The organism is Methylophaga sp. UBA3192 (assembly GCA_002363955.1).
Taxonomy (GTDB): domain Bacteria; phylum Pseudomonadota; class Gammaproteobacteria; order Nitrosococcales; family Methylophagaceae; genus Methylophaga.
In genome coordinates, this window is record DEXE01000004.1 from 186,457 (window position 1) to 199,501 (window position 13,045).

Here is a 13,045-nt window from a genome sequence, read left to right on the forward strand (position 1 = left end):
TTGCATTTTAGGGCAATTAATTAATGAGAGCAATCCCTAAAAATATCTAACTTTTGAATGGCCTTGCCGATAAATGTTGAAGGTTTTAACGGTCCAGCCATTGTCGTAACAGATTATTGCGTACTCGAGAAAGGCGATCATATTGCTCTGTTTTACCGTTTAAATTGAATTCTTGACGGACTGACTGCTCCATATCAAACAGAATTTCCCGTTGATTTGGCTCCCGTACCCGGCTGGTGAGCCAACCAACAATAACCAGTCTTTCACCGTCGGTAACTTCATTAACCCGGTGCAGATACGTCGAGGGATATAACAGTAAATCACCCGCATCTAATTTCCAGCTACGTTCCCCGCTACTGTCTTCTAACACCAGCTCGCCGCCCTGATACTGGGTTTGGTCCGATAAAAACAAGGTGAATGAAATATCCGTGCGCTGGTTGTTGATCAATGCTTCATCGACATGGGTGCCGTAACGCATGCCGGGTTTATAACGACTTACCAGCAGTCGAACAAATTGTTGTGCATGGGTGGTCTGTAAAAATAAATCATTTGCCAGCAGGCGTTGTTCAACCAGCTTTAACACACCGCCAACTTCCACCATATCAGCCTGCTGATTATGTTTTACCTGAATGGCAGCCCGGCCAGCCGTGCTCTGTCCGTCATGAAACAGGATATCCTTTATAGATGCATTAATAGCGTCGAGATCAATCGCTGATAAACACTGTGAAAGATGCAGGATCATATTGAGAATGCTTCTCATTTATGGCAAAGTAGATAACTTATCATACCCCCACTCAGAGAGACAGACTATGCAAGAAAATCGTAAAAAATGGTTAAGCATTGGCGTGGCTTTGGCCAGCGGCATCAGCCTGAATGCCGCTGCCGCGGATGTGTCCCATGATATACACTTCACCCACGAAAATATCACGCTGGCAGCCGCTGGTGAGGGTGAAGGTGGCGGTGTCAGCGAGACCGATCTGAAAACCAATGATGTCGCTTTTTTAACACGCTTGGGTCTGATTCGCGGTCACTTGCTGGTGGGTTATGAGTTGTATAAACAAGGCCAGGTCGATATGGCGATTACCCATATGAAACATCCCCGTGATGAGCTTTATGCCGGGCTGGTTCCCTCTATTGAATATCGTGGTGGCGAACGTTTTGATGTTGCACTGAGCAATCTGGCTGACACAGTAACCAGCCAAGCTCCTCAGAAAGAAGTGGATGAGGCATACAAACAACTGGAAGCCGGCATCAAAGCGGCTGAAGCTGTGGTGAAACCCGATTTAAAAAACACTCTGCAGAGTATCAAAGACCTGGTCCGCACGGCAGGTGAAGAATATGCCCTGGGCGTTGAAAACGGCAAACTCGTTAATCTGCATGAATATCAGGATGCTTACGGCTTTACCCAAATCGCCAATCGCCGTCTGGAACAATTGCCTAAAGCCACTCGCAATGAATCAGCTGAGGCTGTTAAACAGGTTGAAGGCTATCTGGATGAGCTTGCTGATTTATGGCCAAGTATTGCCCCAGAGGGCGATGTGGATGGTGATGCTTCTAAACTGTATGGTGCTGCAGCACGGATTGAGATTGCAGCGTTAGGACTATAAACAGGACCAGGACTCGTTCAAATCTTTGCTCAACATTGGAAAGTGGAATGCTTCCACACAAAGTTTCAAGCTTATTAAGTATGCCCTGTTGCCGCCAGCTTGGCGGCGATATAATCACTGTGCTCAACGTGTAAAAGATTACTGATGCGACGAATAACGTGTTGTTCTATTTGATGAATTTCGTTATCAGCATTAGCGAGTTGCCAAAGCAAGTGTATCAGTTCAACTTTCTTTTTCTGGCTGAACTGGCGGTTGATTTCTGAGGTAAAAGCAAAATAGTCAGTGGCTGATTTGTGAGCTTGCTCAGCTTCATTAAGCAAACTTTCTGCCGAAGTTTTATCGAGTGAAAAGCGTCTCTGCAAAATGGTCAACAGCATTTCCCGCTCTTCGTCTTTGAAATGATAATCAGAGGCAATCACCTCCACCATCAACGCGGCTGCAGCGAGTTTGACCGAAACTTGCGCACCATCTCCGGTATCGTTATCGCTGAGTAATTCACGTTGTAAGAATTGTTTGAGTTTATCGATCATGAGGTTCTCCTGTACTGCAGAGACTTGTTTATAGGGGGCAAGTTCGAATAATAAATGGGGTTTATTTGGTCGAATGCAAGATAACAGCCGCCTGATAGCGAGGCTTGCCGTAACCCAACATGCGATTAAATTCTTTATGGGTCACTGGCACATAAAAGCTGTCCGTCAGCGTTTTGTCATCATCCCAATCAATGTCAGGGTCATGAAAATAAACAAAGGTATCTGAAATCGACACCAGCACCACCCAATGTGGCGATTTGTTCTGGTTCAGACGATACGAGCTAATCAGCACGACGGCCAGCGCACCTTGGTTCAGGTACTCCCGCAATAAATTCACATCAATATGACGCATCTGTTGCTCAACATCCGAGGTTTCCAGTTGTTGCATAAAGTCCTGATGCACACACTCCATTACCGCTTTTTTATCTTCACTGCGCACACCATTAACAAACGGCACATCATCACTATTGGTAATCAGGCTGGTTTTGAAATAGCGTCGCCATGCGGCCAGGGCCAGCCCCTGAGCACTACAGCCACCATGTCCGGAAGTCATAAATATGGTGGTCGCTTCTCGCCAAAGTTGTAATTCCAGTCCACGATCCAGATGCATTATCGGTTGCAGTGTTTTCATCGCCATCATCAAACTGGCAGGACCACAGGTAAAATCGGTACTTTGAGAATAATGAAATACTTGCTGATGCAACTCTTCTGGTTGTGGCTGCAATACTTTCATCATACGTAGCGCATTGGCATGATCTTCATAGTAGTCGGTGACAATTTCAAACTGGTGATAGCCCAGGCTCTCATATAGTTTGATGGCACCCACATTATCAGGTCGCACTTCCAGACGGATAAAGCTTCTGCCGGCGGTCAATGCAGCCTGTTCGGCCTCCCGCATCAATGCTCTGGCAATTTTCTGATTACGATATTCAGGTAATACCGCCAGCGAATAAATACGCCCCAGCGAAGTGCCTCGGGCATATAGCAACAGCACATAGCCCATTAATTTTTGTTGTTGCTCGGCCACTAATAATAAGGCGTTAGCCTTATTGATCATCCATTTGAAACTACGTCGGGACAGTTGATCACTATCAAAACAGACATTTTCAATTGCCAGCAGGGCATCTACATCAGCTAACGTGGCCGCACGAAAAATTATCGGATCAGTCTGTTGGTTAACGACCATTTGCATTGGCGGTTAAACCTTCCAAAGCCATTTCAATGACTTGGCGTCCACGGAACAATACTAACTCCTGCCATTGTGTTTCATCAGGACAGAAAAAATCCTGCATGGCATGTTTGATATCCAGTGTTTTCTGATCAGACCAGTCAACCTTGCCGGATTGTTGTAGCTGTTGATCAGCAAACAGGACTTTCAGCATTTGCTGATTGCTAAACGTGCCGAATTCCAGCGTCAGAAAACACACATTATCACCTTGCTGATGCCAGAAATAATCATGCAGGCCATGTTTTACGCCCGAAGTAGAGGTACCCAGAGCCGGTTCCGTTACCGTGGGGCCAAATAATTCACGCGCCTTTTTTTGACCAGCCGTTTTAGGAAGGTGGTCACAGATCAATTCACCATAGCCATAAGGTCCCAGGCCGCTATGAATATCAATAACAACCACGTTTTCACGTTTTTCCGGCTTTAACTGAGTCATTAATTGTTCAATGGTCTGGCGTGACCAACTGGGTTTATCGCCACCATAGTATAGGGCATCGGCTTTGGTGTATTGGCCTTGGCTGAGCTTATCAAACTGCTCCCGCTGGTCACCAACCTGCTCAACGGCATCCTTTTGTTTACTCAGTTTTTCCCAGATGGCTACCGCCTCATCAGAATCCGGTAACTTGGAATCAAAGTCGACAAAATTACGATTGATATCGATACCTTCATGATCATTGCGACTGGCACAGGCAAATCCCCAGGGATTTAATGCATGAACCATGACCACACACACATCAGCAGGTAATCGTCGATGACGTCCCACAAAATCCGATTGAATGGCAGAGCCCACACCACCTTCAACACCATGTATTCCGGACACTAACACCAGAATATTTTTTGCCTTGGGGCTGCCGGCCCAGGCAATATCGCAGAATAAGCGTTCGTTTTTCGGCCCACGTAGCGGGTGGACAATATTATTGACCCGCTCGACAATGGAGCTTGTTTCCACTGCTGAGATAAACTTGTCTCTTGCGTCAGCATAGCGTTGTGAAAACACGCTCAGAACGGCATCTGCATACATGGCAACAACTCTCCTGTACATAAAATTTCGGCGAAGAATAGGCGACTTTTATGATTTTGACCAGATAAACTGCATAGTGGCAAAAATATTTATCACAACCATGACACAATCACTTTATGATGCACAAATCGTCTGGCTAACCTGAATCGGAGCAACGTTAACATCATATGACTAACCATCTGATAATCCTGGAAAATATTGAAGACTGGGCGCCTTATTTTCCCAGTGCGCAGGTCATCGCTGTGGATGATTATTTGCAAACGCCCTCACCTACTGCGAGCGAGCGTGCGCAAATTATTAACCTTTGTCATGGCTTGGAATACCTGAGCCCCGGCTATTACTGTTCCATGGTGGCCGAAGCACGTGGGCATCGGGTAATGCCAAGTTTGCGAACCATCAATGATTTATCTCGCAAAAGCCTGTATGCCTACGACTTATCCGATTTTGGAACACAGCTCGATAAAGTCATCGCCGCCAGCGATAAACAATCCGAGACCAGCTTTAATCTCAAAGTTTTTTTTGGCCAGTGTGAATTTAAGGGTCTGCAAAAGCTGGCCAGACAGATCTTTGAACAGTATCCCTGCCCAATCATCGAAATCGAATTCAGTCATAAAGGTCATTGGCTGATTTCGTCTATTAAAGCGGCTCCACTCAATCAGCTCAGTGACAGTGAACAGGATAATTTTGCCAATGCGCTGGATGCGTTCAGTCATAAATTATGGCGCAAACCTTCCAAACGTCGCCAATATCGTTATGACATGGCCATTTTGCATAACCCGGATGAAAAAATGCCGCCCAGCGATGCGACGGCATTAAAACGTTTTATCGCCAGTGGTAAGCGTATCGGTATTGATGTGGAATTGATCACACCGCGAGATTATATTCGGATTGCTGAGTATGACGCCTTGTTTATCCGTGAAACAACAGCGATCCATAATCACACCTATAAATTTGCCCGGCGGGCTGAAAGCGAGGGGTTGGTTGTCATTGATGACCCGACCTCAATTATCCGCTGCACCAATAAGATCTATCTGAAAGAACTGCTGGAAAAACATAATTTGCCAATGCCGGAATCGCATCTGCTGTATCGCAATGATAAAGCCGGTCTGGAAAAAATCGGGGCAGAAGCCACTTTTCCACTGGTCATGAAAATTCCTGACGGTGCATTTTCCAAAGGGGTTATCAAGGTCAATAATGTTGATGAGCTGCGAAGTAACGCGGCAGAGTTTTTCCAGCAATCGGCGATAATCTTACTGCAGGAATTTATGTTCACTGATTACGACTGGCGAATTGGTGTGTTCAACAACAAGCCAATTTATGCCTGTCAGTATTTTATGAGTAAAGGCCACTGGCAGATCTATAACCACAACACCAAAAAAGGCACCGATTCAGGTAAATCAGCCGCTGTGCCAATTTCCGAAGTACCGGAAAAAGTGCTAAAAATTGCTACAAAATCGGCGAAATTGGTGGGAGATGGGCTCTATGGTATCGATATTAAGCAAAGTGGCAGCCGGGTGGTGTTAATTGAAATTAACGACAATCCGAGCATCGATAGCGGTGTGGAAGATGCTTATCTGGGGCCAGCTTTATATGACGATATTATGCGAGAGTTTTTGCGAAGACTGGAAGCGCGTAAATCCCATCGCCAATAAACGGCTACGTTGAAATAAAAAAGCGGTGGCTGATTATTCAGCCACCGCTTTTTTGGTTCAGCTTATCGTCAAACCTAGAACGAATAGCTGGCACCTACATGCAAGCCACGGCGTTCGCCAACAAAGTAACGGTATTGTTGACTGAAACCGTTAAAGTCTGCGCGTTCAGCATAATCCGTATCGAACAGATTATGTACGCGGCCATAAAGTGTCAGACTCTCAGTCACTTCATGTGAGGCACGTAAATTAAACACATCATGGCCTTCATATTTTTTATCATTTGCATCATTCAGGTAGTACTCACTCATATGCACCCATTCGAGTTCAGCACGACTTTTTGGTGTTACATTCCAGCCTAACCGGATATTGGCCATACGTTTAGGAGCTGTCACCAGATAGTTACCTTTTCCGATATTACTGGTCTCTCTGTCAAAGTCATATTCGTGCTTGGCAAAGGTGACATTGGCACCGATATCAAATAATTCATTAAACGGATAAAACATTCCCAGTTCCAGACCGGTATGTTTGGTTTTGCCATCTGGTACGTTGATTTGTGTGCTGTCAGTAAAGAAGTAATCTTTTTTCTTCATCTGATAAGCCGCGATTTCATATTGCAGACCCTCACCAACCCGACGAACCCCTATCTCTACACTATCAATTTGTTCAGAATCTGCTGAACCGCCGGTAGCCCCACGCTGCTGAATCCGATAGAGATCTGTTGTCTGTGGTGCACGATTACCGCGCGCATAATTGATAAATGCAGCGGTATTGTCAGTCAGTTCCTGCACCAAACCCAGTTTGGGACTCAGGTTGCTGAAAGTGTCTTTGCCACTATCCGGACGTAAATATCGGGTGTTACCCGGGATAGTCGCGGAATCGGTATTGTTGGTGTAATCGTATTTGGTGTATTCATAACGAACACCTGCAGTTACACGGGTTTTATCTAAAACCTGCCATTCAGAATGAATATATGGTGCGAGTACGGTTGCATCGACTTCATAGTCGTAGTGCACGCCCTGCGCAAATGGGCCTACAGTTGGGTTGAACTGCACTTCGGATAAATCGCCTTCCGTATATTCAATGTCGGTACCCACAATAATGGTATGACCGCCATCCAGCTCTTTGGTTAGAGCAGACAATAAGCCTGCACTGGTGTGTTTGTTCTTTTCAACCGGTTGGCCAGTCAAGAAATGCATCAAAAAATCCATTTCGGTGTGACGCACATAAGGAGTCAACCGGAGTGAGGTGCTCTCATTCAACTGACGCTCCCATTCAGTTGATAAGCGGAAAGATTTGGCATTACGGTAGGCATCAATCCCTGCCTCTTTATTAGGATTACTTCTGGCAAGACTGCCATCTTTGTAGGCTTCAAAACCTTCAATGTAACCCGCTGTTTTCTGATTCAGATTGGTTGCACTGAAAATGGTTTTGAAACTGTCCTGATCGCCGTAATAGTCATGACGTAATGTGATTTTTTGCTGATCATATCCAGCATCTTCGGCATAACCATTATCCTTTGTGCCATTAACGCTGACACGGTAGCCATGGCGGCCAACAGTGTCACTGACGGTGCCTTTAAATTTATAAAGATCATGGGGGCCAACTGAAAAATCGACTTGACGCTCTAAATCCAGAGATGGTGCGCGAGTCAGGACATTAACCAAACCATGAACCGCATTGGAACCATAAAACGCACTGCCCGGACCACGTACCACCTCAATGCCACCAGCCTGTTCATAATTGGATTCAAACAGACCATTTACATTGGCAAAACCTGCTGCACGTAAAGGAATACCGTCTTCAAGAAACAAAAATGAACCGGCACCAGCACCACCGGTTAATACAGGTGAACGAATAGAGGTCAGATGCTCCTGCCCGTTACCCCGTTGAATATTCACACCGCTGATACGATTAATGACTTCGGTGATGTGATCGGGACGCACCAAATCGATTTCTTCTTCCGAAACTTTTCCGGTATTTCCCGCTAATTCAAGAATGGGTGTGCCTGAACGTGTTCCGGTCACAACCAGTTCGTCAAGCGATAAATCCTCTTCTTCCTGGGCGTGTGCTGGTAAGGCAATATTCAGACTGGCCAAGGCCATTAATAGTGGTAGTTTTCGTAAAATCGGCATGAGCTGTAGTTCCTGACATTGTTGTTTTATGTAGTTTTGTAATTTTCTCATGTGGTGTTTTTGCAACACATCAGAAAAATCCTTAAAAGGCGTTGAAAAACGTCCTATCATCCCCATCTATTGACCCAGATCAATTTTTATCCGAAAGAGCCCATGGAATATAAAGATTATTACAAGATCCTTGGCGTAAGCCGCACTGCGACACCAGAGGAGATTAAAAAAGCTTACCGTACACTGGCGCGTAAATATCATCCTGATGTCAGCAAAGAAGCAAATGCCGAAGATAAATTCAAGGAAGTCGGTGAGGCTTATGAGGTTCTGCGCGATAAGGAAAAACGTGCCCAGTACGATCAGTTTGGCGGACAGTTTCGTCATGGTCAATCATTCTCACCACCTCCCGGCTGGGAAGAAAATGTCGGTGGTTTCGGACAGGGTAACTTCAGCAGTTTTTTTGAAAACATGTTCGGTGGCATGGGCGGAATGGGTGGCGGCCGACACGATAATTTCTTTGCCCGGGGCGAAGATGTTAACGCCAAAATTACCATCTCACTGGAAGATGCTTTTAACGGGGCGAATAAGTCTATCCGTCGTCCTGCGGGCGCAACTCAAACCGGTACTGTCAGTGTCAAGATCCCTGCGGGCATTGAACCCGGCAAGAAAATTCGCTTAACCGGCCAGGGTAAAGCCAATATGAACGGTAAGCCCGGGGATTTATACCTGGAAATCCAGATTGCTCCTCATGCGCTTTACCGACTGGAAGGTAAGGATGTTTATCTGGATCTGCCGATTGCTCCCTGGGAGGCAGCATTGGGGGCCAAAATCACTGCGCCAACTTTAGCCGGAAAAATTAGTCTGAATATTCCGGCAGGTGCCCGGAGTGGGCAAAAAATGCGTTTGAAAGGTCGTGGCCTGCCCGGCAAAACGGCTGGAGATCAGTTTGTGGTATTGCAGATAATGACTCCCCCAGCGACGTCTGCTGAAGCTAAAAAGCTTTATAAGCAAATGGCTGAAAAATTACCTTTTAACCCTCGTGAGAACATTGATAAAGCATTTTGAGGAAAACAAAATGATGAATAAGCTGAAATCTGCTGTTGTCTGGTTAGCTGGTATTACACTTTTAACACAGGTGGCTGTTGCGGCACTGCCTTTTCCCTGGCTTGATGATGATAGTCAGATGCCGACTCTGGCCCCCATGTTGGATCAATCCAAACCCGCCGTGGTGAATATTGCCACACGTAGCGAAGTGCGAATTCAGGATAACCCATTATTAAACGATCCTTTTTTCCGGCGTTTTTTTAACTTACCAGAGCAACAACGACCTCGAACCCGTCAGGCACAAAGCCTGGGTAGTGGCGTGATTGTTAACGCCAAAGAAGGATTGGTATTAACCAATAATCATGTGATTCAACGTGCTGATGAAATTACTGTTTCACTGCATGATGGTCGCAGTTTTCAGGCTGAAGTGGTTGGAAGTGATCCAGCTACCGATGTTGCTGTCATTCGTATTCCGCCTGAAAATCTTACTGCCTTGCCTTTAGCGGATTCAGATAGCCTGCGTGTAGGTGATTTTGTGGTGGCCATTGGCAATCCATTTGGGCTGGGCCAAACCGTAACGTCCGGTATTGTCAGTGCCTTGGGCCGAAGTGGTCTTGGCCTCGAAGGCTATGAAAACTTTATTCAAACCGATGCCTCAATCAATCCGGGTAATTCGGGTGGTGCCCTGGTCAATTTACGTGGTGAACTGGTAGGAATTAACACAGCAATCTTTTCACCAAATCAATCCGGCAATATCGGTATCGGTTTTGCCATCCCCAGTAATTTAGTCAAACAGATTACCGACCAGTTACTTGAGCATGGCGAAGTACGTCGTGCTTATTTGGGCGTACAGATGCAGGACATTACGCCAGAACTCGCACAAGCTTTTGGGATTGAAGATAATCGTGGGGGTGCTGTAGTCACCAATGTCATACCCGGATCAGCCGCTGAAAAATCCGGATTACAAGTGGGCGATGTAGTCACCGCTGTAGATGGTGTCTCGCTATTAAATGCGGATAACCTGCGAAATACCATCGGTTTGTTAATGGTTGGGCAAACTATCAAACTGGATATTATTCGTGACGGAAATCCGCAGACTCTGACAGCTAAAGTAACGGAAATGCAACGGAGCACCACCAGCACACAATCCGGTGATGTTCACCCTAAACTGGCTGGTGCAACCTTTGGTGATATTGAACAGGACTCACCGGCTTACGGTAAAATACAGGGCATTATGCTGTATTCTGTCCAACGTGGCAGTCCGGCATGGAATGCTGGGTTACGCAGTTATGACATTGTCACCTCGGTAAACCGTCAACCGGTCAGTAATCTGGAACAATTTAAACAGATGGTGACCAATCAACCGGAATTGTTATTGAATATTGTTCGGGAAAATCAAGCGATGTTCCTGTTGCTAAGATAAAAAACTATAGGGTGCGGAGGATCAACTCCGCACCCTCGTATCTATGCTAAGGCTATAATCCCATTTGACTGAGGCTCGGATAGTCATCTGGTCTTCGACCTGAAGGCCAGGTTAATTTCCGCTCACTTTTCGCAATAGCCAGATCATTAATACTGGCGAAACGGGTTTTCATTAACCCATTTTCATCAAATTCCCAGTTTTCATTTCCATACGATCGAAACCATTGGCCACTTTCATCGTGCCATTCATAGGCAAATCTCACAGCAATCCGGTTTTCGCTATATGCCCAAAGTTCTTTAACCAGTCGGTATTCTCTTTCCTTTTGCCACTTTCTCTCCAGGAATGATTTGATCTGCTCTCGGCCCACTGGAAACTCCGAGCGATTACGCCACTGGCTATCAACGGTATAGGCCAAGGATACTTTTTCCGGGTCCCGGCTATTCCAGCCATCTTCAGCTATACGGACTTTTTGTTTGGCGGTTTCAGCGTTAAACGGGGGAAACGGTGGTTTCTGTTCTGTTTGCTGCATGATTTTATCTCCTGCAATAGATGTATACCGATTTGTCTACCCACAGAATAGACAGATCAGTCTACCTCTGTCAAACTGGCACTAAATTTGTGAGAAATGATTATGGATAAACGCCAGCAATTAATTCATACCGCATTTGATCTGTTTTACCGAAATGGAATTCATGCTGTTGGGATTAATCAGATCCTGCAGACAGCAGGTATCGCCAAAAAAACGCTATACAACCACTTTGCCAGTAAAGATGAATTGATTCAGGCAGTAGTCGAATACCGCGATGAAAATTTCTATTACTGGTTAGCTGGCAGATTGGAACAGGTCAAACCTGGATATGATGGCCTTAATGAACTGTTTGATGCGGTAGATGACTGGATAAATAACCGCGTCAAATTACTCGCTGACTTTCATGGCTGTTTTTTTATTAACACCTGTGCTGAATTTAACGACCCGCATCACCCACTCCATCAACAATGTCAGCAACATAAACAACGGATAAATACTTTAATCGAAAGACAGATCCGCGCCCTGGGAATACTTGAACCAGCTATTCAACGGGTGACACAGTCAATCAGCCTGTTAAAAGAAGGAGCCATCGTAATGGCCCATGTCCAGGGAGATTTAACGGCCGCAAACAAGGCAAAAGATATGGCCTGGATTGTGTTGGCCGCTTATCTTAGTTAAAAATAATTGTTCCATTATTTAAGCAGCTGTTGAATATTTTCAGCATATTGCGCTTCTGTTAATGGCATATAACCGGTGAAATGCAACCAGGTGACCATATTAGAAAAATAGTGTGTTAAAAACACCTTCAGGTTAGCTTTGTCTTCCAGAGACTGTTTATTCACATACAGAAATAATGGTCTTGAAAATGGGGTGTATTGTCCATTTGCCACGGTTTCAATTGAGGGGTAAACAGGGCCATTTCCATTATCAATTGGCACCAGTTTCAAAGTATCCCAATGACGGTGATAGCCACCAATACCAAAAAATCCCAGGGCATTTTTATCTTTAGCAATATGCTCTGCCAAATACTCTTCATCCTCGCTGGCAACATAGTCGGAACGACTTTCCCGGGTGACTCCTGTTACCTGCGTTGTAAAGTAATCATAGGTACCGGAATCCTGACCTCTGCCATATAGCGATAACAACTTATCAGGCCATTCCGGTCTCACCTGATTCCAACTCATAATTTCATCTTCGCTTTGCTTAGACCAGATAGTTCTTAACTCTTCCAGCGTCAGTGAATCCACCCAATCATTGCCCGAGTGCACAACCACCGCCAGGGCATCCTGAGCTAATGGGAGCTCGACATATTCAATCTGATTTTTTGCACAGAGTGCAACTTCTTCAGCATTGATAGGCCTGGAAGCATTACTGACATCGCTTTTTCCTTCACAAAACAAACGAAAACCGGCATTGGTTCCAGAAAACTTAACCGAGATTTCGGTTTCCGGTTGCTCTCGTATAAAGCGTTTGGCGGCTTCCGTGGAGATCGGGAAAACGGTACTGGATCCATTAATGACAAGGGTATTTTCAGTAATCTTGACTTCAGACAGGTCATGCTGCTCTGAGCACCCGGTCAGCATAGCTAAAACTAGACCGGCAATCACGCTTACATATTGTTGTTTCACTGAGATTTACTCCGCCTTGTCGAATTAGTCATGTTTGGGATTTTTCAACGATTGTTTTAAATCTTCCCAGAAAATTTTCAAGCTGGTGAACTTGGTTTCCACCGCATCAAAATAGTGCTCCAGCTCATCAATTTTCTCGTGTTGCTGTGCATCCATTTCACTGGGCATGCCCGCTTCAAGTTCCTCAATGGCTTGCTTTAGTTCACGAATACGGACTTGTCTTTCATGTGGCGTTAAATTGGACATGGCTTAAACCTCAAAAT

The 13,045-nt window shown here is 45.4% G+C and carries 13 protein-coding genes; 5 read left to right on the top strand and 8 right to left on the bottom strand.

The window, feature by feature from the left end:
* Window positions 1-85 precede the first annotated feature (85 nt).
* On the bottom strand, window positions 86-742 hold the full coding sequence (locus tag B2337_RS06605) for a Fe2+-dependent dioxygenase (RefSeq protein ID WP_292414966.1): 657 nt from the start codon (window positions 740-742) through the stop codon (window positions 86-88).
* A gap of 67 nt (window positions 743-809) precedes the next feature.
* Between B2337_RS06605 and B2337_RS06610 the strand changes: the two genes are divergently transcribed.
* A complete protein-coding gene (locus B2337_RS06610) occupies window positions 810-1,607 on the top strand; it encodes a hypothetical protein (protein ID WP_292414967.1) in 798 nt (265 codons plus the stop codon).
* A gap of 74 nt (window positions 1,608-1,681) precedes the next feature.
* Here the strand turns inward: B2337_RS06610 and B2337_RS06615 are convergent, their stop codons facing one another.
* The 3 genes from B2337_RS06615 to B2337_RS06625 form a co-directional block, all read right to left on the bottom strand.
* Complete coding sequence (locus tag B2337_RS06615) at window positions 1,682-2,137, bottom strand: TerB family tellurite resistance protein (RefSeq protein ID WP_292361344.1); 456 nt, start codon at window positions 2,135-2,137, stop codon at window positions 1,682-1,684.
* Window positions 2,138-2,198: 61 nt separating this feature from the next.
* The gene (locus B2337_RS06620) at window positions 2,199-3,329 is read right to left on the bottom strand and encodes a GNAT family N-acetyltransferase/peptidase C39 family protein (protein ID WP_292361345.1); all 1,131 of its coding nucleotides are present in this window, start codon (window positions 3,327-3,329) and stop codon (window positions 2,199-2,201) included.
* Entirely contained in the window at window positions 3,313-4,383 is a 1,071-nt protein-coding gene (locus B2337_RS06625; RefSeq protein ID WP_292414968.1) for a DUF2817 domain-containing protein, read from the bottom strand. The genes B2337_RS06620 and B2337_RS06625 overlap by 17 nt, the downstream gene beginning before the upstream one ends.
* A 167-nt stretch (window positions 4,384-4,550) precedes the next feature.
* Here B2337_RS06625 and B2337_RS06630 point away from each other — a divergent pair, with 167 nt between their 5' ends.
* Window positions 4,551-6,035: a RimK family protein gene (locus tag B2337_RS06630; RefSeq protein WP_292361347.1), complete on the top strand. Its 1,485-nt coding sequence runs from the start codon at window positions 4,551-4,553 to the stop codon at window positions 6,033-6,035.
* A 74-nt stretch (window positions 6,036-6,109) separates the two neighbouring features.
* Here B2337_RS06630 and B2337_RS06635 read toward each other — a convergent pair whose 3' ends face one another.
* Window positions 6,110-8,167 (bottom strand): TonB-dependent receptor, encoded by a 2,058-nt coding sequence (locus tag B2337_RS06635; RefSeq protein WP_292414971.1) that lies wholly within the window; start codon window positions 8,165-8,167, stop codon window positions 6,110-6,112.
* 153 nt (window positions 8,168-8,320) lie between these two features.
* Here B2337_RS06635 and B2337_RS06640 point away from each other — a divergent pair, with 153 nt between their 5' ends.
* Both B2337_RS06640 and B2337_RS06645 read left to right on the top strand, forming a co-directional pair.
* Window positions 8,321-9,223, top strand: coding sequence for a DnaJ C-terminal domain-containing protein (locus B2337_RS06640; RefSeq protein ID WP_292361349.1), 903 nt, complete (start codon window positions 8,321-8,323; stop codon window positions 9,221-9,223).
* Between the two features lie 10 nt (window positions 9,224-9,233).
* A complete protein-coding gene (locus B2337_RS06645) occupies window positions 9,234-10,625 on the top strand; it encodes a DegQ family serine endoprotease (protein WP_292361350.1) in 1,392 nt (463 codons plus the stop codon).
* 52 nt (window positions 10,626-10,677) lie between these two features.
* Here B2337_RS06645 and B2337_RS06650 read toward each other — a convergent pair whose 3' ends face one another.
* The gene (locus B2337_RS06650; RefSeq protein WP_292361351.1) at window positions 10,678-11,154 is read right to left on the bottom strand and encodes a nuclear transport factor 2 family protein; all 477 of its coding nucleotides are present in this window, start codon (window positions 11,152-11,154) and stop codon (window positions 10,678-10,680) included.
* A 102-nt stretch (window positions 11,155-11,256) separates the two neighbouring features.
* Between B2337_RS06650 and B2337_RS06655 the strand changes: the two genes are divergently transcribed.
* A complete protein-coding gene (locus B2337_RS06655) occupies window positions 11,257-11,832 on the top strand; it encodes a TetR/AcrR family transcriptional regulator (protein WP_292414972.1) in 576 nt (191 codons plus the stop codon).
* A 14-nt stretch (window positions 11,833-11,846) separates the two neighbouring features.
* Here B2337_RS06655 and B2337_RS06660 read toward each other — a convergent pair whose 3' ends face one another.
* Together B2337_RS06660 and B2337_RS06665 are read right to left on the bottom strand one after the other, a co-directional pair.
* Window positions 11,847-12,782, bottom strand: a complete 936-nt coding sequence (locus tag B2337_RS06660; RefSeq protein ID WP_292414974.1) for a PstS family phosphate ABC transporter substrate-binding protein — start codon at window positions 12,780-12,782, stop codon at window positions 11,847-11,849.
* 24 nt (window positions 12,783-12,806) lie between these two features.
* Window positions 12,807-13,028, bottom strand: a complete 222-nt coding sequence (locus B2337_RS06665; RefSeq protein ID WP_292414975.1) for a hypothetical protein — start codon at window positions 13,026-13,028, stop codon at window positions 12,807-12,809.
* Window positions 13,029-13,045: the final 17 nt, after the last annotated feature.

Coding starts and splice junctions, on each gene's coding strand:
- B2337_RS06605 (WP_292414966.1), bottom strand. CDS start 742: ATGATCCTGCATCTTTCACAGTGTTTATCAGCGATTGATCTCGACGCT.
- B2337_RS06610 (WP_292414967.1), top strand. CDS start 810: ATGCAAGAAAATCGTAAAAAATGGTTAAGCATTGGCGTGGCTTTGGCC.
- B2337_RS06615 (WP_292361344.1), bottom strand. CDS start 2,137: ATGATCGATAAACTCAAACAATTCTTACAACGTGAATTACTCAGCGAT.
- B2337_RS06620 (WP_292361345.1), bottom strand. CDS start 3,329: ATGCAAATGGTCGTTAACCAACAGACTGATCCGATAATTTTTCGTGCG.
- B2337_RS06625 (WP_292414968.1), bottom strand. CDS start 4,383: ATGTATGCAGATGCCGTTCTGAGCGTGTTTTCACAACGCTATGCTGAC.
- B2337_RS06630 (WP_292361347.1), top strand. CDS start 4,551: ATGACTAACCATCTGATAATCCTGGAAAATATTGAAGACTGGGCGCCT.
- B2337_RS06635 (WP_292414971.1), bottom strand. CDS start 8,167: ATGCCGATTTTACGAAAACTACCACTATTAATGGCCTTGGCCAGTCTG.
- B2337_RS06640 (WP_292361349.1), top strand. CDS start 8,321: ATGGAATATAAAGATTATTACAAGATCCTTGGCGTAAGCCGCACTGCG.
- B2337_RS06645 (WP_292361350.1), top strand. CDS start 9,234: ATGATGAATAAGCTGAAATCTGCTGTTGTCTGGTTAGCTGGTATTACA.
- B2337_RS06650 (WP_292361351.1), bottom strand. CDS start 11,154: ATGCAGCAAACAGAACAGAAACCACCGTTTCCCCCGTTTAACGCTGAA.
- B2337_RS06655 (WP_292414972.1), top strand. CDS start 11,257: ATGGATAAACGCCAGCAATTAATTCATACCGCATTTGATCTGTTTTAC.
- B2337_RS06665 (WP_292414975.1), bottom strand. CDS start 13,028: ATGTCCAATTTAACGCCACATGAAAGACAAGTCCGTATTCGTGAACTA.